This window comes from Kitasatospora sp. NPDC086791 (assembly GCF_040685975.1).
Lineage (GTDB): Bacteria > Actinomycetota > Actinomycetes > Streptomycetales > Streptomycetaceae > Kitasatospora.
The window spans coordinates 65,077-85,769 of the sequence record NZ_JBFBOC010000004.1 but is presented as its reverse complement, the minus strand read 5'-3'; the positions used below and the strand labels follow the sequence as shown (position 1 = coordinate 85,769).

The following is a 20,693-nucleotide window of genomic DNA, read 5'->3' as shown; positions in this document are numbered from 1 at the left end:
GGAGCGGTCACCGCCGGAACCGTGGATCCGGGTGAACCGGCCCCGCCGGGGCCCGCCGGACGCCAGGATGGTGGCCATGATCCTTCGCCCGGTCAGGGACACCGCCGCGGACGCGGAGGCCGTCCAGGAGCTGTCCGCCGCCGCGCTCGCCGACCCCGCCGGGGCCGGTCCGGCACCGCTGCCGACGCCGCTGCGGCTGGCCGGGGCCAGGCACCTGGCGCGCACCGACGCCGGGGGCTGCTGGCTGGCCGCGGTCGACGGGGAGCCGGTCGGGGTGGTGCTGTCGATGCGCCGCGAGGGCCTGTGGGCACCGTCCCTGTTCGCGGTCCGGCCGTCCGCCCGGGGCAAGGGCGTCGGGCGGCTGCTGCTGGAGCGGGCGGTGACGCACGCGCGGGGCTGTCTGCGCGGGATGGTCTGCGCCCCGGACTCCCCCGCGGCGGTGCGCCGCTACCGGCTGGCGGGGTTCACCCTGCACCCGGCGATGCGGCTGGCCGGGCGGGTGGACCGGGACGGGCTGATCGACCCCGGGGACATCCCGGTGCACCGCGGCAACGCCAGCCACCTGCACCTGCTGGACTCGGTGGACCGGCGGCTGCGCGGGTCCGCGCACGGGCCCGACCACGAGCTGATGCTGGGCCACTTCGAGGAGCTGCTGATCGCCGACGCGCTGGCCGGCAGCGGCTACTGCTACCGGGACGGCGGCGCGGTGCGGCTGCTGGCGGCCACCAGCAAGCGGATCGCGGCCCGGCTGCTGCGCGAGGCGCTGGCCCGGGTGCCGGACGGGGTCGAGGCGCGGGTGGACTTCCTGACCGCCGAGCAGGAGTGGGCGCTGGACGTCGGGCTGGAAGTCGGCCTGACGCCGGGGGCGGGCGGCTTCGTCGGGGTGCGCGGGATGCGGCCGCCGGCGCCGTACCTGCCGAGCGGGGCGTTCCTGTAGGGCCCGCCGACGGCTGGGGACCGCCGGCGCGGACGGCTGGTGCCCGCCGGACGCCGACGGCCCCACCGGGAGCCGGTGGGGCCGTACGAGCGCGGGCCGGATCAGGCCATGGTGTCCAGGATCTCCCGGACCATGTCCATGGTGGTGCCCGGGTGCAGGAAGGCGAAGCGGGCGACCGTCTCGCCGTCCCAGCCGGTGGGGGTGACGAAGCCGATCTGGTCCGCGAGCAGCTGCTGCGACCACCGGTAGTAGTCGTCGTTGGTCCAGCCCTTGCGCTTGAAGCAGACCGCCGAGAGCTGCGGGTCGAACAGCAGCTCCAGGTGCTCGGTCTCGCGGATCAGCTGCGCGGTGTCCCGGGCGAGCGTGAGACCGGCCTCGATGGCGTCGGTGTAGGCCTGGACGCCGTGCACGGCCAGCGAGAACCAGAGCGGCAGGCCGCGGGCGCGCCGGGTCAGGTGGTACGCGTAGTCGGTGGGGTTCCACTCGTCGCCCTCGGTGTGCAGGACGTCCAGGTACGAGGCGTCCTGGGTGTGCACGGCCCGGGCGAGCTGCGGGTTGCGGTAGATCAGCGCCGCGCAGTCGAAGGGGGCGAACAGCCACTTGTGCGGGTCGACCACGAAGGAGTCGGCGTGCTCGATGCCGTTGTAGCGCTCGCGCACCGAGGGGGCGAAGAGGCCCGCGCCGCCGTAGGCGCCGTCCACGTGGAACCACAGGTCGCGCTCGCGGGCGACCTCGGCCAGGCCCGCGAGGTCGTCGACGATGCCCTCGTTGGTGGTGCCGCCGGTGCCGACGACCGCGATGACCGTCTCGGGGTTCGGGTCGGCGGCCAGCGCGGCGCGCAGCGCCTCGCCGGTGAACCGCCGGTTCACGGTCGGGACCTTGAAGGCCTCGACGCCGATGATGTTGAAGGTGTTCTTGACCGAGGAGTGCACCTGGTCGGCGACGGCTATCCGCAGCCGCGCCTCCGGGCCGACGCCGAGGCGGCGGCGGGCGGTGTCGCGGGCGACCACGAGGGCGGAGAGGTTGCCCGCCGAGCCGCCGGAGACGAAGGTGCCGCCGGCCGTCCCGGGCATGCCCGCGCGGTCGGCGATCAGGCGCAGCACCTGGTTCTCGGCGGCGATCGCGCCGGCCGCCTCCAGCCAGGAGATGCCCTGCAGCGAGGCGCAGGAGACCACCATGTCGAACAGCAGCGCGGCCTTGGTGGGGGCGCACGGGATGAAGGACAGGTAGCGCGGGCTGTCGGCGGAGATGACCGCGCGGGACAGCTCGTGGTCGTAGAGCTTGAGCACGTCGGCCGGGTTGTTGCCGTCCTGGTTCAGCAGGCCGGCCAGCTGGGCGCGCAGGTGCTCGCCGTCACCGGGGTGGTCGAGCGGGACGGGGTCGTACTGCAGCCGCTCCCGCATGTAGTCGAAAACCAGGTCGACCAGTTCGTTGTCGGGCCGGTGCATGCGGTCGGGGGCTGCGGACACGGCGGGTCCCTCTCGGCTGTGGGGTGTCGGGGGTGAGGATCCGGCCCGGTCGGCGGGAGGCTTCACCGCGACGACCGGACGTGATCAGCGTAGGCAGCCGGAGTGCTCCGCCGCGCGTCGGAACGCGGCTGGTCAGGCAGGTTTCGGGCGTCTTCGGGCCGGTCCGCGCAGGATTCCTGCGTACCGCCGGGGGCGTCAGCCGATCAGCTGGGAGAGGACCACCGAGGAGCGGCTGCGCTGGACCCCGGGCTCGCGCCGGATCCGCTCGATGACGGCCTCCAGGTGGCGCATGTCGGCCGCCCGCAGGTGGACCAGGGCGTCCGGGTCGCCGGTGACCGTCCAGGCGGCGACGACCTCGGGGAACTGGCGCAGGCTGGCGAGGATCTCCTCGGGGGCGGTGCGTTCGCGGCAGTAGACCTCGACGAAGGCCTCGGTCTGCCAACCGAGGACGGCGGGGTCGAGCACCACGGTGAAGCCCCGCACCACGCCGCGCGCCCGCAGCCGGTCGATCCGGCGGCGGACGGCGGTGGCGGAGAGGTTCACCTGGAGGCCGATCTCGGCGTACGAGGCGCGGCCGTCGCTGCCGAGCCGGGCGAGCAGGAGCCGGTCGGTCTCGTCCAGGTCGGCCCCGACCACCTCGTGCGCTCGGCTGCTGCTCATCGGTGCGGGGCTCCACGGGTCGTGCGGGGGTTCGGCGGTGCGTCGCGGCGGCGGCTGTCTCCCCCGGAGCGGTCTGCCGAAACGGTTCGCCACCCATTCTGGCGGATGACCTGGACGAGTTCACCGCCGACGGATGACGGGCAGGAGGCCGTCACTCCACCAACAGGACGATCTTGCCGCGGGTGCGGCCCTCGGCGCTGAGCGCCTGGGCGGAGGCGGCCTGGGCCAGCGGGAAGGTGGAGGCGACGGTCACGGTGAGCCGGCCGTCGTCGGCGAGCGCGGCCAGTTCGGCGAGGCCGTCGGCGTCCGGGCGGACCCAGACGTAGTGACCGCCGAGGGCCTTGACCCCGAAGTCGGCGACCGAGGCGATCCGGCCCGGGTCGGCCACCAGGCCCGCCGAGACCTGGACGGCGCCGCGGCCGACCAGGTCGAGGGCCGCGTCCACCCCGTCGGGGGCGAGCGCGCGGACCCGCTCGGCCAGGCCCTCGCCGTAGCGAACCGGCTCGGCGCCGAGGCCGCGCAGGTAGTCGTGGTTGCGCTCGGCCGCGGTGCCGATCACCCGGGCGCCGGAGACCCGGGCCAGCTGCACCGCCAGGTGGCCGACCCCGCCGGCCGCGGCGTGCACCAGGACGGTCTCCCCCTCGGCGAGCCGCAGCGCCTTCAGGGCCTGCAGCGCGGTGAGCCCGGCCAGCGGCAGGCCGCCGGCCTGCGCCCAGTCCAGCGCGGCGGGCTTGCGGGCGAGGGTGCGCACCGGGGCGGAGACCAGTTCGGCGTAGGTGCCGTGCTCGACGGCGTCCTTGCGGACGTAGCCGTACACCTCGTCGCCCGGGGCGAACTCGGAGACCCCGCCGCCGACCGCGCGGACCACGCCGGCCGCGTCCCAGCCCATGACCAACGGGAAGTGCACGTCGAGCACGCCGTCCAGGGCGCCGTCCCGGACCTTCCAGTCCACCGGGTTCACCCCGGCCGCCCGGACCTCCACCAGGACCGAGTCCGGCCCGACCTTGGGGTCGGGCAGATCGGTGTACTCGACCACCTCGGGGCCGCCGTAGCGATGGATCGCGATTGCTTTCATGGCTCAGCCATACCCGGAGGCTTGGAAATATCGATTCGGCCACACCGTTACCCCCCAAACCGGTCAATCGACTCCGTCGAGAGTCCGATTCGGCAAGCGGTTCTCGTCACATCGACAGGATGGCCATCGTCACTCCGACACCAACCGGTTATCATAGATAGCGTCAGTTAGACGAAAAGGCTTCACCGCTCGATCGGCCGCACAGAAGGGCACCCGCCCGTGACCACCACCATCACCGAGACCTCCGGCGTCGACCCCACTCCGACGCCGCTCGCTCTGCTGCTGCTCGGCCGCGAGGCCGACCCGAACAGCGAGCGCGGCGTCGAGTGCCCCGGTGACCTCCCCCCGGCCTCCGACCCCCACCTCGTCGAGCGCGCCCGGGCGGCCAAGGCCGCGCTCGGCGACCGCGTCTTCATCCTCGGCCACCACTACCAGCGCGACGAGGTGATCGAGTTCGCCGACGTCACCGGCGACTCCTTCAAGCTCGCCCGCGACGCGGCGGCCCGCCCCGAGGCCGAGTACATCGTCTTCTGCGGTGTGCACTTCATGGCCGAGTCCGCGGACATCCTCACCACCGAGGCCCAGCAGGTCGTCCTGCCGGACCTCGCGGCCGGCTGCTCGATGGCCGACATGGCCACCGCCGAGCAGGTCGCCGAGTGCTGGGACGTGCTGGCCGACGCCGGCATAGCCGACGTGACCGTCCCGGTCTCGTACATGAACTCCTCCGCCGACATCAAGGCCTTCACGGGCCGGCACGGCGGCACCATCTGCACCTCCTCCAACGCCAAGCGCGCCCTGGAGTGGGCGTACGAGCAGGGCGAGAAGGTGCTCTTCCTGCCCGACCAGCACCTCGGCCGCAACACCGCGGTGCGCGAGATGGGCTTCTCGCTGGACGACTGCGTCCTGTACAACCCGCACAAGCCGAACGGCGGCCTGACCGCCGAGCAGCTGCGGAACGCGAAGATGATCCTCTGGCGCGGCCACTGCTCGGTGCACGGCCGGTTCAGCCTGGACTCGGTGAACGACGTCCGCGAGCGGATCCCCGGCGTGACCGTGCTGGTGCACCCCGAGTGCAAGCACGAGGTCGTCGCGGCCGCCGACATGGTGGGCTCGACCGAGTACATCATCAAGGCCCTGGACGCCGCCGAGCCCGGCTCCACGTGGGCCATCGGCACCGAGCTGAACCTGGTCCGCCGCCTGGCCAAGGCGCACCCGGACAAGGAGATCGTCTTCCTGGACCGCACGGTCTGCTTCTGCTCGACCATGAACCGGATCGACCTGCCGCACCTGGTCTGGACGCTGGAGTCGCTGGTCGAGGGCCGGGTGCCGAACGTGATCAGCGTCGACCCGGAGACCGAGAAGCACGCCAAGGCGGCGCTGGACCGGATGCTGGCCCTGCCGTAGCGGGCGAGGCGCACAACAGACTCAGGGCGGGTCCCCTCCGTGTGGAGGGGACCCGCCCTTGCGTCTGGCAGCAGCCGCAGCGCTACTCGGGGAAGCCCGGGATCACGCCCTCGCCGTCGGACATCAGCAGCTCGCGGACCTCGTCGATCGTCGCGTCGGCACTCGGCAGGATCAGCTCGGACGGCTCCAGCGAATCCAGCGGCACCGGGGTGCCGTACTGCTTCACCGCCTCCAGCAGCTTGCCGTAGGCCCGGCGGAAGAGCTCCTCGTCCCCGGAATCCACCGCGGTGACGAGCTCGGCGTCGAGCTCGTTGAGCAGGTTCAGGTGGTCCTCACCCAGCTCGAACTGCCCTTCACCCATGACCCTCATGATCATGCCGTGCGTCTCCCTGGTTCGTGGGGGTCGAGCTCAGTTCACTTGTTGTAGTTGATGCGCGGGGTGTCCTGCTGCTGCTGCGGCTGGGCCTCGGGCTTGCCCTGCTCGATCGCGGCCGGGCCGGTGGCGGGACCGCCGGACAGCTCGGCCTTCATCCGGGCCAGCTCCAGCTCGACGTCCGACCCGCCGGCCACGCGCTCCAGCTCGGCCTCGATGTCGTCCTTGCGGCCGAGACCGCTGGCGTCGTCGAGCGCGCCGGAGGCGAGCAGCTCGTCGATGGCACCGGCCCGGGCCTGCATCTGGGCGGTCTTGTCCTCGGCGCGCTGGATGGCCAGGCCGACGTCGCCCATCTCCTCCGAGATCCCGGAGAAGGACTCGGCGATGCGGGTCTGCGCCTGCGCGGCGGTGTACGTCGCCTTGATGGTCTCCTTCTTGGTGCGGAAGGCGTCCACCTTGGCCTGCAGCCGCTGGGAGGCGAGGGTGAGCTTCTCCTCCTCGGCCTGCAGCTGCTGGTACTGCGTCTCCAGATCGGTGATCTGGGACTGCATGTTGGCCTTGCGGGTCAGCGCCTCGCGGGCGAGGTCCTCGCGGCCGAGGGACAGCGCCTTGCGGCCCTGGTCCTCGTACTTGGCCGACTGCTGCTGGAGCTGGGTCAGCTGAAGTTCGAGGCGCTTGCGCGAGGTCGCGACGTCCGCGACACCACGCCGTACCTTCTGCAGCAGTTCCAGCTGCTTCTGGTAGGAGTAGTCGAGCGTCTCACGGGGATCCTCCGCTCGGTCCAAGGCCTTGTTCGCCTTGGAGCGGAAGATCAACCCCATACGCTTCATGATTCCGTCGCTCATGGGCCTCGGGTGCCCCCTTCTCCGGCCTGCGGTCTCTATCTCGTTACCAGACACGACGAGTGTATGTGCAGCGAGCCCATCGCCGCAGTGCACCTGCCTGCAACAAGACTGCTACAGCGACCAGGCGCGTTTCCTCCTCCCCCGGGTGGATCCGCCCCTCATCCCCCCCATCGTCCATCCGACTGATCCCCTACGGGAAGCCCCCGGGAAACCCGGTTCGGGCGACTGCCCTGCGGTATCGATATGCGTTTGGGTCCGACGGCACCCGTGGAAGCGGCTCCGCACCCCGTACGCTGGTGGTGTGTTCCGACGCCGTTCAGATGATGCCGCCGCCTCCGCCGCCGTGCTGGAGAAGCAGGACGAGATGACCCAGGCCCGCCACCCGGAGGCCAAGAAGGGCCGCCCCACCCCCAAGCGCAACGAGGCCGAGGCCTACCGGCGTACCCGGGTGACGGTGCCCAAGGACCGCAAGGAGGCCAGCCGCCAGGCCCGCGACCGGATGCGGGGCGAGCGCGAGAAGCAGCGCCAGGCGCTGATGAGCGGCGACGAGCGGCACCTGCCGGCCCGCGACAAGGGCCCGGTGCGCAAGTTCGCCCGCGACTATGTGGACGCCCGCTGGTCGCTCGCCGAGTTCTTCCTGCCGGCCGCCGTGGTCATCCTGGTGCTCAGCATCATCAAGGTCCAGCAGATCCAGGTGCTCTCCACCCTGCTGTTCCTGCTGTTCTTCGTCTTCGTGATCCTGGACTTCGGGCGCCTCGGCCTCGGTCTGCGCAAGCAGCTCGCCGAGCGCTTCCCGAACGAGAACACCCGCGGCGCGATCGCCTACGGCATCATGCGCACCCTGCAGATGCGCCGCCTGCGACTGCCCAAGCCGCAGGTGCGGCGCGGGGAGAAGCCCTGACCGCCGAACCGGTCGACTCCGGCTGGGCCCCGCCTTCCTGGGAGGGGCCCGGCCTGTACGCGTTGCCGGGCCAGGGCCAGGGCGGTCACGACCGGCTGGCCCAGGAACGCCGGCTGCCCTCGCGCAGCGGGTCCTTCGCCGGCGGCACCGCCGCCTGGCTGGACCGGCTCGGCGGACTGCGCAACTTCGTCCGCCAGGAACTCGTCTCCCGCCAGCTCGCCGAACAGCTGACCGGCCGCAGCGCGCAGCGGGTCCTGGACATCGGCTGCGGCCAGGGCACCCAGGCCCTGCGGCTGGCCCGTGCCGGCCACTACGTCACCGGGATCGACTCCGACCCGGTCGCGCTCGGCGTCGCCCAGGGGGCGCTCGCCGAGGAACCGGCCGAGGTCCGCGGCCGGATGCAGCTGCTCAGCGGCGACGGCCACCAGTGCGGGCGCTGGTTCGGCCCGCGCAGCTTCGACGTGGTGCTCTGCCACGGCGTCCTGATGTACCTGCCCGACCCGGACCCGATGATCGCCTCGCTGGCCCGGCTGCTGGCGCCCGGCGGACTGCTCTCGCTGCTGGTCCGCAACCGGGACGCGCTCGCCCTGCGGCCCGCCGCCGCCGGGGACTGGCGGGCCGCGCTGCACGCCTTCGAGAGCGACCGGTACTACAACCGGCTCGGGCTGGCCGCCCGGGCCGATCGGCTCGCCGACCTCTCCGTCACCCTCTCCGAGGTGGCGGTGCCGCTCCGGCACTGGTACGGCGTGCGGGTCTTCACCGACAGCGCCCCGGACGACGCCGCCCCGCCGGTCGACGGGCGGCAGCTGGCCCAGCTGCTGGAAGCCGAGGACCGGGCCGGCCGCACCGACCCGTACCGGCAGGTCGCCGCGCTGCTGCACGTGATCGGGGCGAAGTAGGGCGCCCGCGGGCCCCTCCCCGATCGCGACCCGCTTCCCGGCTCGGCCCACTTCCCGGTCTCGACCCGTTTCCCGGTCGAGGCCTGCGACCGGGCCGCGGCCTACTCCTCGTGCAGGCTCATCGCGTAGACGACCCGGTCGTCCTCCAGGAGCACCGCGGTGTCGACGCCGTCCTCGGCGAGCTGCTTCCACGCCTCGCCGATCCAGGTCTCGGCGTCCCCCTGGCCGGCGAACTCCTCCTGGCTGCCGCCGGGCGTCACCGCGCTGCCGTCCGCCTTCTCGTACCGCCACGTCCACGCCATGCCCGGCTCCTCCCACCGACGACGCTGCCTGTGTTGCTGCGCACCTTAGCTTGCCCGGCCGGATCTTCCGTATGCCTCGTCCGGCAGGATGGGCGGCATGGCGACCCTCCCCCCGCTCCCCCGCACGCTGCTGCTCGGCGGAGCCCGCTCCGGCAAGTCCACCCGGGCCGAGCAACTCCTCGCCGACCACCCGGACGTCCTGTACGTGGCCACCGGCGGCACCCGGGACGGCGACGCCGAGTGGGCCCGGCGGGTCGCGCTGCACCGCGAGCGGCGGCCGGCGAGCTGGCGCACCGCCGAGACCTGCGAGCTGGAGGCCGTACTGGCCGACACCGCCGACCCGGCGCCGGTGCTGGTCGACTGCCTGGCGCTCTGGCTGACCGCCGTGATGGACGAGTGCGACGCCTGGGACGACCGGGCCTGGGACGACGGGGGCGAGGCCGCCGTGCAGCGGCGCTGCGAGGCGCTGGCGCGGGCCTGGGCGGCCACCGGGCGGACGGTCGTCGCCGTGAGCAACGAGGTCGGCATGGGCGTCGTCCCCGCCACCGCCGCCGGGCGGCGCTTCCGCGACACCCTGGGCCGGCTCAACATGGCCGTGGCGGACGCCTCGGAGCGGGTCCTGCTGGTCGTGGCCGGGCAGGTGCTGACCGTCAAGCCAGCCGCCGGCTGAACATCTGCGGCGTGTAGCCTTCCGGACGATGGACACGACCGTGGATCTCGATACGTTCTCCTCGCTCGTCGAGCGCCCCGACGAGAGCGCCCGGCGGGCCGCCGAGGAGCGCTGGCAGGCGGCCGACCGCCCGCGCGGCGGGCTCGGCCGGTTGGAGGAGCTGGGCAGCTGGCTGGCCTCCGTGCAGGGACGCTCCCCGGTGCGGCCGGTCTCGGCCCCCAAGGTGCTGCTGTTCGCCGCCGATCACGGCGTGGCGGCGCTCGGCGTCTCCCGGATGCCCGCCGCGGGCGGCACCGCGGCCCGGGTGCGGGCCGTGCTGGACGGCACCGCGCCGGTGGCCAAGCTGGCCGCGCGCTACGGCGCCGAGGTGCGGGTCGTCGACGTCGCGGTGGACACCGACCCGGCCGACTTCCCGGACGAGGTGGTCACCCACCGGATCCGGCGCGGCTCCGGACGGATCGACGTCGAGGACGCGCTCACCCCGGAGGAGACCGCCCGGGCCTTCCGGGCCGGCATGGCCGTCGCCGACGAGGAGGCCGACGCCGGCACCGACCTGGTGCTGCTCGGCGACCTCGGGGTCGGCTCCACCACGGTGGCCGGCGTCCTGGTCGGCGCGCTGTGCGGGACGGACGCCGCGGCGGTCACCGGCCGCGGCTCGGGGATCGACGACCGGGTGTGGATGGTCAAGTGCGCCACCATCCGGGACTCGCTGCGGCGGGCCCGGCCGGTGCTCGGCGACCAGCTGGCACTCCTCGGCGCCACCGGCGGGGCCGACTTCGCGGCGATCACCGGCTTCCTGCTGCAGGCGGCCGTACGACGGCTGCCGGTGGTGCTGGACGGCGTGGTCGCGGCGGCCTGCGCACTGGTCGCGCAGCGGATCGCCTTCCGGGCGCCCGAGTGGTGGCGGGCCGGGCAGTCCAGCGGCGAGCCGGCCCAGGCGAAGGCGTACGACCGACTGACCCTGACGCCGCTGCAGGACCAGGGGATCACCATGGGCGAGGGCGTCGGCGCGCTGCTGGCGCTGCCGCTGCTGCAGGCGGCGGGGGACGCGCTCGCGGACGAGGCCCCGAAGCCGTACGTGCCGGCGGCGCCGAAGGAGCAGCCGAGGCTGCCCTCGGCGGCGGACCTGCTGCGGAAGCTGTAGGCGCCGGGCGCGCCCGGCGCGGCGGCGCCGGAGCCCGCCGTCCCGTGCGGTTTCCCGCGCCCCCGGGTGGACGGCCCCGCAATCCGGAGAACGCCCCCGCGCGGGGGCGTTCTCGCTTGAGAGGAACGTGTCGATGACGGACCGCGGTGCTCGGGCCACCTGGGAGGACGGGCTGCGGTTCGGCTTCGGGACGCTGTCCGTGCTGCGGGTGCGGGTGGAACGGTGGGACCGGGCGGCGGGGGCCCGGGCGATGGCGGCGGCTCCGCTGGTCGGGCTGGTCCTGGGGGCGCTGGCCGCCGGGGCGGGGGCGCTGGTGACCTGGCGCGCGGGCGGGCCGCTCGGGGCGGTGACCGCGGTGGGGGTGCTCGCCGGACTGACCCGGGGGCTGCACCTGGACGGCCTGGCGGACGTCGCCGACGGGCTGGGCAGCGGGAAGCCGGCCGAGGACGCGCTGCGCATCATGAAGCAGTCCGACATCGGCCCGTTCGGCGTGCTGACCCTGGTCCTCGTCCTGCTGGCCCAGACCGCCGCACTCGCCGGACAGTTCGGTCACTCACCGCTGCGCGGGGCGCTCGCGGTGCTCGCCTCGGCGACGGCCGCCCGGTGCGCGCTCGCCTGGGGCTGCCTGCGGTCGGTGCCGGCCGCCCGCCCGGGCGGGCTGGGCGCCGTGGTGGCGAGCACCGTGACGCCCGCCGGGGCGGCCGCCGGGACGGCCGGCGCGGCCCTCGCCCTGGCCGTGCTCGGACTGTTCGACGGCTGGTCAACTCTCCTTCTCCCACTGGCCCTTGTCTGCGGGATCGGCTGCGCCCGGCTGCTGCTGGCGCGGTGCGTGCGGCGCTTCGGCGGAATCACCGGGGACGTGCTCGGGGCGATGGCCGAGACCGCCGCGACGGGGACGCTGTTCGCCCTGGCGTTGCTCGGCTGACACCGGGCGGCGCGTGATCCCAGCATGCGGACTACCATGCGTGAAGCACCGCAGCCCTGCACCGTGGCAGGTCCTGCCCGCCCGGCGCGTACCGAGGAGCCGGGGCCTCCGGTGCGCGCGCCCGCTCCGGTGGGTGCGCGCAGCCAGGGGGCCCGGACCCGGAGGCCCGCCGGCGGGCGGCCTGCGACGGCGGGCTGCGCCGGTGCGGCAGCCTCGCCGTGACCGGCCGTGGACCGCGAAAGAACAGGACGCATTACGTGACTGCATTGTCTGTGAGCACCTCCTCCGCCGCCTCGCTGCGCGCGGACGCCCTGGTGGTCGGTGTCGCCAAGGGCCCGAAGGGCATCGTGCTGGCCCCCGGCGCCGAGGCCGTGAACGAGGCGTTCGAGGGCAAGCTGGCCGAGATCCTCGGCACCCTGGGCGCGACCGGCGCCGAGGGCGAGGCCGTGAAGGTCCACTCCCCGGCCGGCCTGAAGGCCGCGCTCGTGCTCGCGGTCGGCCTCGGCGAGGCCGGCGAGGAGGGCTACGAGCTGGAGGCGCTGCGCCGCGCCGGCGGTGTCGCCGCCCGCACCCTGGCCGGTGCCAAGAAGGCCGCGCTGGCCCTGCCCGCCGAGTCCGCCGCGGAGATCGAGGCCGTCGCGCTGGGCGGTCTGCTCGGCTCGTACGCCTTCGGCACCTACAAGGGCAACGGCAACGGCAAGGAGCCGGTCGGCGAGCTGGTCCTGCTGGCCCCCCGCAAGGGCAGCAAGGACGCCAAGGCCGCCGTGGAGCGCGCCGCCGCGCTCGGCGAGGAGATGAACCGCGCCCGCGACCTGGTCAACACCGCGCCGAACGACCTGAACCCGAAGAGCTTCGCCGCGATCGCCCAGGCGGCCGGCAAGGAGCACGGCCTCAAGGTCGAGGTGCTGGACGAGAAGGCGCTGACCAAGGGCGGCTTCGGCGGCCTGCTGGGTGTCGGCGTCGGCTCGACCAACCCGCCCCGCCTGGTGAAGGTGGCCTACACCCACCCGAAGGCCAAGGCCACCCTGGCGTTCGTGGGCAAGGGCATCACCTACGACTCGGGCGGCATCTCGCTGAAGCCGGCCGGCCACAACGAGACCATGAAGTGCGACATGGCCGGCGCCGCCGCCGTGTTCGCCGCCGTGGTGGCCGCCAAGCGCCTGGGCCTGGCCGTCAACGTGACCGGCTGGCTGGCGCTGGCCGAGAACATGCCGTCCGGCTCCGCCACCCGCCCCGGCGACGTGCTGCGGATGTACGGCGGCAAGACCGTCGAGGTGCTGAACACCGACGCCGAGGGCCGGCTGGTGCTGGCCGACGCCATCGTGCGGGCCGGCGAGGAGAACCCGGACGTCATCGTCGACGTGGCCACCCTGACCGGCGCCATGGTGCTGGCCCTGGGCAACCGCACCTTCGGCGTGATGGCCAACAACGACGAGCTGCGCGACGACCTGCACGCCGTCGCGGGCGAGGTGGGCGAGCCGTCCTGGCCGATGCCGCTGCCCGCCGACCTGCGCAAGGGCATGACCGAGTCGACCATCGCCGACCTGGCCAACATGGGCGAGCGGATGGGCGGCGGCCTGGTGGCCGGTCTGTTCCTGAAGGAGTTCGTCGCCGAGGGCATCGACTGGGCGCACCTGGACATCGCCGGCCCGGCGTTCCACGAGGGCGCCCCGTTCGGCTACACCCCGAAGGGCGGCACCGCGGTCGCGGTGCGCACCCTGGTCCGCTTCGCCGAGCGGACGGCGAACGGCAAGGCCTGACCAGCCACCCGCTGCGACGGGGCCCGGCGCGTGCGCGCCGGGCCCCGTCGGCGTTCCGGTCCGGTTACCTGCGAGTAGCGCGGAACACCGGGCCGCACCCTTGTTCGCTGCGGGCGAAACTTTGTTCCACAGTGCGGAAGAGACCGTCGCGGGCGCCGCGGAAGCCCCCCGTCCGGCGGCTGTCAATACCGCGCTGAGCTGCGATGATGCCCATCCGTGGGGGGTATTCCCGCCCCGGTGACCACTCCACGGCACACCTGCGGGGTGGACCCGGACATCAGCCACCGCGAACAAGTGCGAAGATGTATTTCCGGCACGACTGGGCGCCTCACAAAGGCTTCCGACCCACCGGACCGTACCGGCCCGGCGACCCACCCCATTGCATGGAGGACGTGACGTGGCGAACGACGCCAGCACCGTTTTCGACGTAGTCATTCTCGGAGGCGGAAGCGGCGGTTACGCCGCGGCGCTCCGCGCCGCTCAGCTGGGCCTGAGCGTCGCCCTGGTCGAGAAGGGTGAGCTGGGCGGCACCTGCCTGCACCGCGGCTGCATCCCGACCAAGGCGCTGCTGCACGCCGCCGAGATCGCGGACGAGACGAAGGAGGCCGCCGAGTTCGGCGTGCTGGCCACCTTCCAGGGCATCGACATCAACGGCGTCCACAAGTACAAGGACGACGTCATCGCCGGCCTGTACAAGGGCCTGCAGGGCCTGGTGGCGTCCCGCAAGGTCACCTTCGTCCAGGGCGAGGGCAAGCTCTCCTCGCAGACCTCCGTGGACGTCAACGGCCAGCGCATCGAAGGCCGCCACATCGTGCTGGCCACCGGTTCCGTGCCGCGCTCGATCCCGGGCCTGGAGATCGACGGCAACCGCGTGATCTCCTCGGACCACGCCCTCAAGCTCGACCGCATCCCGAAGTCGGCCGTCATCCTCGGCGGCGGCGTGATCGGCGTCGAGTTCGCCTCGGTCTGGAAGTCCTTCGGCGTCGAGGTCACCATCGTCGAGGCCCTGCCGCACCTCGTGCCGCTGGAGGACGAGAACTCCTCCAAGCTGCTGGAGCGCGCGTTCCGCAAGCGCGGCATCAAGTTCGAGCTGAAGGCCCGGTTCTCCGGCGTCGAGTACACCGAGACCGGTGTCCGCGTCTCCACCGAGAACGGCAAGCAGATCGACGCCGACCTGCTGCTCGTCGCCATCGGCCGCGGCCCGGTCTCGGCCGGCCTCGGCTACGAGGAGAACGGCGTCGCGATGGACCGCGGCTACGTCCTCGTCGACGAGTACATGCGCACCAACGTGCCCACCATCTCCGCCGTCGGCGACCTCGCCCCGACCCTGCAGCTGGCCCACGTCGGCTTCGCCGAGGGCATCCTGGTCGCCGAGCGGCTGGCCGGCCTCAAGCCGGTGCCGATCGACTACGACGGCGTCCCGCGCGTGACCTACTCCAACCCCGAGGTCGCCTCGGTCGGCATCTCCGAGGCCAAGGCCGTCGAGCTGTACGGCAAGGAGAAGGTCGTCACCCTCAAGTACAACCTGGCCGGCAACGGCAAGAGCAAGATCCTGAAGACCGCCGGCGAGATCAAGCTCGTCCAGGTCAAGGACGGCGCCGTGGTCGGTGTCCACATGGTCGGCGCCCGCATGGGCGAGCAGGTCGGCGAAGCCCAGCTGATCTACAACTGGGAGGCCCTGCCGGCCGAGGTCGCGCAGCTCATCCACGCGCACCCGACCCAGTCCGAGGCCCTGGGCGAGGCGCACCTGGCGCTGGCCGGCAAGGCGCTGCACGCGCACGACTGATCGCGCCCCACCCCCCTTTTCCGGTACTTCCCGTACGCATGTACTCCCCGTACGCAAGACTTGATAGGAGTCGCTGAAACCATGGCGGTCTCAGTAACACTGCCCGCGCTGGGCGAGAGCGTTTCCGAGGGCACCGTCACCCGTTGGCTGAAGGCCGAGGGTGAGCGTGTCGAGGTCGACGAGCCGCTGCTCGAGGTCTCGACCGACAAGGTCGACACCGAGATCCCGGCCCCGGCTTCCGGCATCCTCTCCTCGATCAAGGTCGGCGAGGACGAGACCGTCGAGGTCGGCGCCGAGCTGGCGATCATCGACGACGGCTCCGGCGCCCCGGCTGCCGCTCCGGCGCCGGTCGTCGAGGCCGCGCCCGTCGCCGCCCCGGCCCCGGTCGCTGCTCCGGCTCCGGTCGCCGCCCCGGCCCCCGTCGCCGAGGCCCCGGCCGCCGCTCCGGCCGCTCCGGCCGCTCCGGCCGCTCCGGCCGGCGACGCCACCCCGGTGCTGCTGCCGGCCCTGGGCGAGTCCGTCACCGAGGGCACCGTCACCCGCTGGCTGAAGGCCGAGGGTGAGACGGTCGAGGTCGACGAGCCGCTGCTGGAGGTCTCCACCGACAAGGTCGACACCGAGATCCCGTCGCCGATCGCCGGCACCCTGGTGAAGATCCTGGTCGGCGAGGACGAGACCGCCGAGGTCGGCGCCCAGCTCGCGCTGATCGGCGCCGCGGGTGCCGTCGCCGCCGCTCCGGCCCCGGTCGCCGCCCCGGCTCCGGTCGCCGCTCCGGCCCCGGTTGCCGCTCCCGCTCCGGTTGCCGCTCCCGCTCCGGTTGCCGCCCCGGCCCCCGTCGCCGCCCCGGCTCCGGTCGCCCCGGCTGCCCCGGCTCCGGTTGCCGCTCCCGCGCCGGTCGCCGCCGCTCCGGCTCCGGTCGCCCCGGTCGCCGCCCCGGCTGCCCCGGTCGCCCCGGCTGCCGACAACGGTGACGCCTACGTCACCCCGCTGGTGCGCAAGCTCGCCGCCGAGCACGGTGTCGCGCTGTCCTCCGTCGCCGGTACCGGCGTCGGCGGCCGCATCCGCAAGCAGGACGTCATCGCCGCCGCGGAGGCCGCCAAGGCCGTTCCGGCCCCCGCCGCCGCTGCCGCCCCGGCCGCCGCGCCGAAGGCCGCCGCCGCGCCGTCCGCCCTGCGCGGCCAGACCGTCAAGATGACCCGCATGCGCAAGGTCATCGGCGACAACATGATGAAGGCCCTGCACGAGCAGGCCCAGCTGACCAGCGTGGTCGAGGTGGACGTCACCCGGATCATGTCGCTGCGCGGCAAGGCCAAGGACTCCTTCCTCGCCCGCGAGGGCGTGAAGCTGTCCCCGATGCCGTTCTTCGTCAAGGCCGCCGCCCAGGCGCTGAAGGCCCACGCGGTCGTCAACGCCCGGATCAACGAGGCCGAGGGCACCATCACCTACTTCGACACCGAGAACATCGGTATCGCGGTGGACTCCGAGAAGGGTCTGATGACCCCGGTCATCAAGGGTGCGGGCGACCTCAACATCGCCGGCATCTCGAAGAAGACCGCCGAGCTGGCCGGCAAGGTCCGCGACAGCAAGATCACCCCGGACGAGCTGTCCGGCGCCACCTTCACCATCAGCAACACCGGCTCGCGCGGTGCGCTGTTCGACACCGTGATCGTGCCGCCGAACCAGGCCGCCATCCTGGGCATCGGCGCCACCGTCAAGCGCCCGGTGGTCATCGAGGCCGACGGCGGCACCGCCATCGGCATCCGTGACATGACCTACCTCTCGCTCTCCTACGACCACCGCCTGGTGGACGGCGCCGACGCCGCCCGCTACCTGGTCGCGGTCAAGGAGATCCTGGAGGCCGGCGAGTTCGAGGTCGAGCTCGGCCTCTGACCCCTCCACGGTCCTGCGGAACCCCGCGTCGTCCCCGGACGGCGCGGGGTTCCGCCGTTCCCGGCCCGGGCCACGCCGGGTCGTGGCATGCGCGGACGCGGGCGAACGGGGATGCTGGAGCGGTGATGGACGAGACGGACTTCTGGCAGATCATCGACGAGACCCGGGACGCCGCCGACGGCGATCCCGACGAGCAGGCCGACCGGCTGGTGGAGCGGCTCGTCCGGCTGACCCCGGACGACGTGATCGACTTCGCCCGGCTCTTCGAGGCCCGGTTCCAGCGCGCCTACCGGTACGACCTGTGGGGCGCCGCCTACCTGCTGCTGGACGGCGCCTCCGAGGACACCTTCGACTACTTCCGCTGCTGGCTCATCGCCCAGGGCCGGGAGGTCTTCGAGGGCGGGCTGGCCGAACCGGACGACCTGGCCGACCTGCTGCCCGAGTTCGACGAGGAGGAGGACGGCGAGGCCGAGGACATCGGCTACGCCGCCGACGAGGCGTACGAGCGGCTGACCGGGCTGCCGCTGCCCGAGGTGGGCGGGCGGCAGGCCGGACGACCGTCCGGGGCGGCGCTGGACTTCGACGACCCGGACGTGATGGCGAAACGCTTCCCCAAGGTGTGGGAGCGGTACGGGGACTGAGCGGTACGGCTGCTCGGCCGGGCCGGCCCCGTGCGCGGGGCCGGCCCGGTGCGCGGCTGGATCGAGTGCTCGGGTGGACCGGGTGCTCAGGTGGAGCTGCCGGACGAGCCGTCCTGCTGGACGCCCTTGAGGATCTGGTCCAGCACCGAGGGGTCCGGCGCGACCGGGTCGTCGTCCACGCCGCCCTCGAAGACCACGTAGCCGCCGCCCTTCGCCGGGACGGCCGCCAGCAGGACGTACCCCTGGGTGCCGTCCGAGGTCCGGATGTGCCAGCGCGTGGCGTAGCCGAGCACACCGGCGACGCTGACGTAGCCGGAGCCGGAGTCGGTGTGCGAGGTGATCCCGGTGAAGATCTGCCCGGCGTAGGTGGGCATCGTGGCGTCGGCGGCCGACTTGGGGGTGGTGCCCTGGACGGTGTCCTTCTCGACCGAGAACTGGCCGCGGATGCAGGAGTTGCCGTCCGGGCAGGTGTAGCGGCCGCTGCCGAGGTAGACCGTCGAGTGCGCGGAGTTGGTCCCGCCGTCCCAGCCGTCGAAGACCGGGACGGTGATCGCGTGCTGCGGGTCGGGGATGGTGCTCTTCAGGACCGGCGCCGGTTTGGGGGCCGGCACCGTGGGGGTGACGGCGGGCCGGGTCGGGGTGGGGCTCGGCGACGGGCTGTTGCTCTGGGTGACGGTGACGGTGGGAGCCGGGGTCGGGTCCGCCTTCGGGTCGCCGCCTCCGGAGTTCACCACGAGCGCGGCGATGATCCCGCCCACGGCCAGCACCCCGACGGAGATGCCGACGGCCACGCCGGCCCTGTTCTTGGCGGGGGCCTGCGGCGGGTAGCCCGGCCCCGGGTAGCCGTAGCCCGCGCCCTGGGCCGGCGGGTAGCCCGGCTGGCCCGGGTACCCGGGCTGGCCCTGGTACGCGTCCTGCCCGGGGTAGCCGTAGCCGGCCGCCGGGGAGCCGTCCTGCCCGGGGTAGCCGTAGGCCGGGGGCGCGGCGGCGCCCGGGTAGCCGTAGCCGGGCTTCTGGTCGGTGGGCTGCCAGGTCTGCGTCGGGGCCTCGGCGAGCTGTCCGGCACCGCCTTGGAGCGGCCTGACCTCGTTGGTCCAGGCGTTGCCGTCCCACCAGCGCTCGTGACCGGGGGTGCCGTCCGCACCCTGGACCGGGTACCACCCGGGAGGCGTCGAGTTGCTCACGGCCGTACGGTACCCGCGTCGCGGCGGTCCAGACAGGGCGGGCGTGTCACGACTCTGCACCGCCTCCGCGCCGTCTCAGCGCCGCCTCCACGCCGCCTCCGTGCCGCTTCGACTCCGCTTCGATTCCGCGTCCACTCCGCTTCCGGGGTGGCGTCCGCGCGCCCGCCGGGGTGTGGACGGCCGCCGGGGATCCTGGCTCAGCCGAGCAGTCGGCGGGCCATCAGGACGTCGTCCACGTAGGACCCGTCGATCAGGAACTCCTCGGCCAGCGAGCCCTCGACGACGAAGCCGCAGCTCTCGTAGAGGCGGCGGGCCGGGGCGTTCCAGCCGAGCACCCGCAGCGTCATCCGCCGGGCGCCCTCGGCCCGGGCCGCCTCGCAGGCCGCCTCGACCAGGCGGCGGCCGACGCCCCGGCCGCGGACCGCGCCGTCGACGGCCAGGCCCTGGATCTGACGGACGTGGCGGTTGGCGGCCAGCGGGGTCGGCGGGACCTGGCGGACGTAGCCGACGATCCGGCCGCCCAGGACGGCCAGCAGGTACTGCCCGGGGGTGTGGCGTTCGTCGAAGACCCCGGCCCCGGCGGGCGGTTCCGGGGAGACGTCGGACAGGGTGGACCGACTGGCGCGGTCGAGAGCGGCGAGCTCATGCTCGTCCTCGGGCTGCGCCGGACGGATGATCAGATCGTCGTCGGGCATGCGCGTCATGCTAGTGAGGCGCATGCGCACGTGACAGGCGGTCGGGACGGCCGGGACGGGTGGGGACGGCGGGACGGTCGGCACGGTCGGCACGGCCGGGAGGCCGGGGACACCCGGGAACTGCGAGGATGGGCGCATGCGCATCGCTGTCACGGGTTCCACGGGATTGATCGGTTCGGCGCTCGTCCGCTCCCTGCTGGCGGACGGCCACGAGGTGGTCCGGCTGGTCCGGCACCGCTCCAGGACGGGCCCGCAGCCCGACGGCAGCACGGCGATCGGCTGGAACCCGCTGCTGGGTGAGGTCGAGCGGGACGGGCTGGTCGGCGTCCAGGCGGTGGTGCACCTGGCCGGGGCCGGGGTCGGCGACCATCGCTGGACGGACGCCTACAAGCGGGAGATCAGGGAGAGCCGGGTCTACGGCACCGAGACGCTGGCCGTCGCGCTGGCCGAACTCCCCGAGCCGCCACGGGTGTTCGTGAGCGCCTCGGCGGTCGGCTGGTACGGGCAGACCGGCGACCGGGTGATCGACGAGGACTCCCCCGCCGGTGACGACTTCCTGGCCGAGGTCTGCCTGGAGTGGGAGGCCGCGGCCAGGCCGGCCGAGCGGGCCGGGATCCGGGTCGTCCACCCGCGCACCGGCATGGTGCTCTCCTCGGCCGGCGGGGCCGGCGGGCGGATGTTCCCGCTGTTCCGGCTGGGCCTGGGCGGCCGGCTCGGCAGCGGGCGGCAGTACTGGAGCTTCATCTCGCTGCACGACGAGGTGGCCGCGCTGCGCTTCCTGATCGACCACGACGACCTGTCCGGCGCCTTCAACCTGACGGCACCGAACCCGGCGACCAACGCCGAGCTGACCGCCGCGCTCGGGCGGGCGCTGCGGCGGCCGACGCCGTTCCCGGTGCCGGAGGCGGTGCTCAAGGTGGTGCTGGGCGAGCTGGCGGTCGAGGTGGTCGGCAGTCACCGGGTGGTGCCGCGGCGGCTCTCGGACGCGGGCTTCCGCTTCACGCACCCGGACGTCTACTCGGCGGTGCTCGCGGCGCTCTGACGTACTCGCGCCGGGCCCCGTGCGTAGCCCCGACTACGGCATGCACCCTGACCAGGGGCATATGCCGGGCGGGGGTCGGACGGGGCTCCGG

At 73.6% G+C, this 20,693-nt stretch carries 19 protein-coding genes and 1 pseudogene; 12 read left to right on the top strand and 8 right to left on the bottom strand.

Annotated features, from left to right (window positions below; translation table 11 throughout):
• The first annotated feature begins 76 nt into the window (after window positions 1-76).
• Window positions 77-937, top strand: a complete 861-nt coding sequence (locus AB0Q99_RS09330) for a GNAT family N-acetyltransferase (RefSeq protein ID WP_363569727.1) — start codon at window positions 77-79, stop codon at window positions 935-937.
• A 101-nt stretch (window positions 938-1,038) separates the two neighbouring features.
• Here the strand turns inward: AB0Q99_RS09330 and AB0Q99_RS09325 are convergent, their stop codons facing one another.
• The 3 genes from AB0Q99_RS09325 to AB0Q99_RS09315 all read right to left on the bottom strand — a co-directional run bounded on the left by AB0Q99_RS09325 (window position 1,039) and on the right by AB0Q99_RS09315 (window position 4,141).
• Window positions 1,039-2,406 carry a pyridoxal-dependent decarboxylase gene (locus AB0Q99_RS09325; protein WP_363569725.1) on the bottom strand — a complete coding sequence of 456 codons (1,368 nt, stop codon included), beginning with the start codon at window positions 2,404-2,406 and terminating at the stop codon, window positions 1,039-1,041.
• A gap of 195 nt (window positions 2,407-2,601) precedes the next feature.
• Window positions 2,602-3,066, bottom strand: a complete 465-nt coding sequence (locus AB0Q99_RS09320) for an Lrp/AsnC family transcriptional regulator (protein WP_350585565.1) — start codon at window positions 3,064-3,066, stop codon at window positions 2,602-2,604.
• 151 nt (window positions 3,067-3,217) lie between these two features.
• The gene (locus tag AB0Q99_RS09315; protein ID WP_363569723.1) at window positions 3,218-4,141 is read right to left on the bottom strand and encodes an NADP-dependent oxidoreductase; all 924 of its coding nucleotides are present in this window, start codon (window positions 4,139-4,141) and stop codon (window positions 3,218-3,220) included.
• 219 nt (window positions 4,142-4,360) lie between these two features.
• Here AB0Q99_RS09315 and nadA point away from each other — a divergent pair, with 219 nt between their 5' ends.
• Window positions 4,361-5,545 carry a quinolinate synthase NadA gene (gene nadA / locus AB0Q99_RS09310; protein WP_363569721.1) on the top strand — a complete coding sequence of 395 codons (1,185 nt, stop codon included), beginning with the start codon at window positions 4,361-4,363 and terminating at the stop codon, window positions 5,543-5,545.
• 82 nt (window positions 5,546-5,627) lie between these two features.
• Here the strand turns inward: nadA and AB0Q99_RS09305 are convergent, their stop codons facing one another.
• Both AB0Q99_RS09305 and AB0Q99_RS09300 read right to left on the bottom strand, forming a co-directional pair.
• Window positions 5,628-5,921, bottom strand: a complete 294-nt coding sequence (locus tag AB0Q99_RS09305; protein ID WP_363569719.1) for a hypothetical protein — start codon at window positions 5,919-5,921, stop codon at window positions 5,628-5,630.
• 38 nt (window positions 5,922-5,959) lie between these two features.
• Window positions 5,960-6,763: a PspA/IM30 family protein gene (locus AB0Q99_RS09300; protein ID WP_363569717.1), complete on the bottom strand. Its 804-nt coding sequence runs from the start codon at window positions 6,761-6,763 to the stop codon at window positions 5,960-5,962.
• 301 nt (window positions 6,764-7,064) lie between these two features.
• Between AB0Q99_RS09300 and AB0Q99_RS09295 the strand changes: the two genes are divergently transcribed.
• Both AB0Q99_RS09295 and AB0Q99_RS09290 read left to right on the top strand, forming a co-directional pair.
• On the top strand, window positions 7,065-7,664 hold the full coding sequence (locus AB0Q99_RS09295; protein WP_363569715.1) for a DUF3043 domain-containing protein: 600 nt from the start codon (window positions 7,065-7,067) through the stop codon (window positions 7,662-7,664).
• Window positions 7,665-7,822: 158 nt separating this feature from the next.
• Window positions 7,823-8,563, top strand: a complete 741-nt coding sequence (locus AB0Q99_RS09290; protein WP_363570030.1) for a methyltransferase domain-containing protein — start codon at window positions 7,823-7,825, stop codon at window positions 8,561-8,563.
• 101 nt (window positions 8,564-8,664) lie between these two features.
• On the opposite strand, the gene AB0Q99_RS09285 is transcribed toward AB0Q99_RS09290, so the two are convergent.
• On the bottom strand, window positions 8,665-8,865 hold the full coding sequence (locus tag AB0Q99_RS09285) for a hypothetical protein (RefSeq protein ID WP_363569713.1): 201 nt from the start codon (window positions 8,863-8,865) through the stop codon (window positions 8,665-8,667).
• Between the two features lie 106 nt (window positions 8,866-8,971).
• Here AB0Q99_RS09285 and cobU point away from each other — a divergent pair.
• From cobU to AB0Q99_RS09250, 7 genes and pseudogenes are all read left to right on the top strand, one after another.
• Window positions 8,972-9,535: pseudogene (cobU, locus tag AB0Q99_RS09280) on the top strand (bifunctional adenosylcobinamide kinase/adenosylcobinamide-phosphate guanylyltransferase); the annotation flags it as partial.
• A gap of 28 nt (window positions 9,536-9,563) precedes the next feature.
• A complete protein-coding gene (locus tag AB0Q99_RS09275; RefSeq protein WP_363569712.1) occupies window positions 9,564-10,679 on the top strand; it encodes a nicotinate-nucleotide--dimethylbenzimidazole phosphoribosyltransferase in 1,116 nt (371 codons plus the stop codon).
• 133 nt (window positions 10,680-10,812) lie between these two features.
• A complete protein-coding gene (locus tag AB0Q99_RS09270) occupies window positions 10,813-11,604 on the top strand; it encodes an adenosylcobinamide-GDP ribazoletransferase (RefSeq protein ID WP_363569710.1) in 792 nt (263 codons plus the stop codon).
• A 257-nt stretch (window positions 11,605-11,861) separates the two neighbouring features.
• Window positions 11,862-13,364, top strand: a complete 1,503-nt coding sequence (locus AB0Q99_RS09265; RefSeq protein WP_363569708.1) for a leucyl aminopeptidase — start codon at window positions 11,862-11,864, stop codon at window positions 13,362-13,364.
• 379 nt (window positions 13,365-13,743) lie between these two features.
• The gene (gene lpdA, locus AB0Q99_RS09260) at window positions 13,744-15,150 is read left to right on the top strand and encodes a dihydrolipoyl dehydrogenase (RefSeq protein WP_360207530.1); all 1,407 of its coding nucleotides are present in this window, start codon (window positions 13,744-13,746) and stop codon (window positions 15,148-15,150) included.
• 81 nt (window positions 15,151-15,231) lie between these two features.
• Entirely contained in the window at window positions 15,232-17,040 is a 1,809-nt protein-coding gene (sucB, locus tag AB0Q99_RS09255; RefSeq protein WP_363569706.1) for a 2-oxoglutarate dehydrogenase, E2 component, dihydrolipoamide succinyltransferase, read from the top strand.
• 125 nt (window positions 17,041-17,165) lie between these two features.
• Window positions 17,166-17,681: a DUF4240 domain-containing protein gene (locus tag AB0Q99_RS09250; protein ID WP_363569704.1), complete on the top strand. Its 516-nt coding sequence runs from the start codon at window positions 17,166-17,168 to the stop codon at window positions 17,679-17,681.
• 86 nt (window positions 17,682-17,767) lie between these two features.
• Here the strand turns inward: AB0Q99_RS09250 and AB0Q99_RS09245 are convergent, their stop codons facing one another.
• Together AB0Q99_RS09245 and AB0Q99_RS09240 are read right to left on the bottom strand one after the other, a co-directional pair.
• Window positions 17,768-18,865 (bottom strand): DUF2510 domain-containing protein, encoded by a 1,098-nt coding sequence (locus tag AB0Q99_RS09245; protein WP_363569702.1) that lies wholly within the window; start codon window positions 18,863-18,865, stop codon window positions 17,768-17,770.
• 197 nt (window positions 18,866-19,062) lie between these two features.
• Window positions 19,063-19,560 (bottom strand): GNAT family N-acetyltransferase, encoded by a 498-nt coding sequence (locus AB0Q99_RS09240; RefSeq protein ID WP_363569700.1) that lies wholly within the window; start codon window positions 19,558-19,560, stop codon window positions 19,063-19,065.
• A 136-nt stretch (window positions 19,561-19,696) separates the two neighbouring features.
• On the opposite strand from AB0Q99_RS09240, the gene AB0Q99_RS09235 reads away from it, so the two are divergent.
• On the top strand, window positions 19,697-20,602 hold the full coding sequence (locus AB0Q99_RS09235; RefSeq protein ID WP_363569698.1) for a TIGR01777 family oxidoreductase: 906 nt from the start codon (window positions 19,697-19,699) through the stop codon (window positions 20,600-20,602).
• Window positions 20,603-20,693 lie beyond the last annotated feature (91 nt).

Coding starts and splice junctions, on each gene's coding strand:
- AB0Q99_RS09330 (WP_363569727.1), top strand. CDS start 77: ATGATCCTTCGCCCGGTCAGGGACACCGCCGCGGACGCGGAGGCCGTC.
- AB0Q99_RS09320 (WP_350585565.1), bottom strand. CDS start 3,066: ATGAGCAGCAGCCGAGCGCACGAGGTGGTCGGGGCCGACCTGGACGAG.
- AB0Q99_RS09315 (WP_363569723.1), bottom strand. CDS start 4,141: ATGAAAGCAATCGCGATCCATCGCTACGGCGGCCCCGAGGTGGTCGAG.
- AB0Q99_RS09305 (WP_363569719.1), bottom strand. CDS start 5,921: ATGATCATGAGGGTCATGGGTGAAGGGCAGTTCGAGCTGGGTGAGGAC.
- AB0Q99_RS09300 (WP_363569717.1), bottom strand. CDS start 6,763: ATGAGCGACGGAATCATGAAGCGTATGGGGTTGATCTTCCGCTCCAAG.
- AB0Q99_RS09285 (WP_363569713.1), bottom strand. CDS start 8,865: ATGGCGTGGACGTGGCGGTACGAGAAGGCGGACGGCAGCGCGGTGACG.
- AB0Q99_RS09275 (WP_363569712.1), top strand. CDS start 9,564: ATGGACACGACCGTGGATCTCGATACGTTCTCCTCGCTCGTCGAGCGC.
- AB0Q99_RS09270 (WP_363569710.1), top strand. CDS start 10,813: ATGACGGACCGCGGTGCTCGGGCCACCTGGGAGGACGGGCTGCGGTTC.
- sucB (WP_363569706.1), top strand. CDS start 15,232: ATGGCGGTCTCAGTAACACTGCCCGCGCTGGGCGAGAGCGTTTCCGAG.
- AB0Q99_RS09250 (WP_363569704.1), top strand. CDS start 17,166: ATGGACGAGACGGACTTCTGGCAGATCATCGACGAGACCCGGGACGCC.
- AB0Q99_RS09240 (WP_363569700.1), bottom strand. CDS start 19,560: ATGCCCGACGACGATCTGATCATCCGTCCGGCGCAGCCCGAGGACGAG.
- AB0Q99_RS09235 (WP_363569698.1), top strand. CDS start 19,697: ATGCGCATCGCTGTCACGGGTTCCACGGGATTGATCGGTTCGGCGCTC.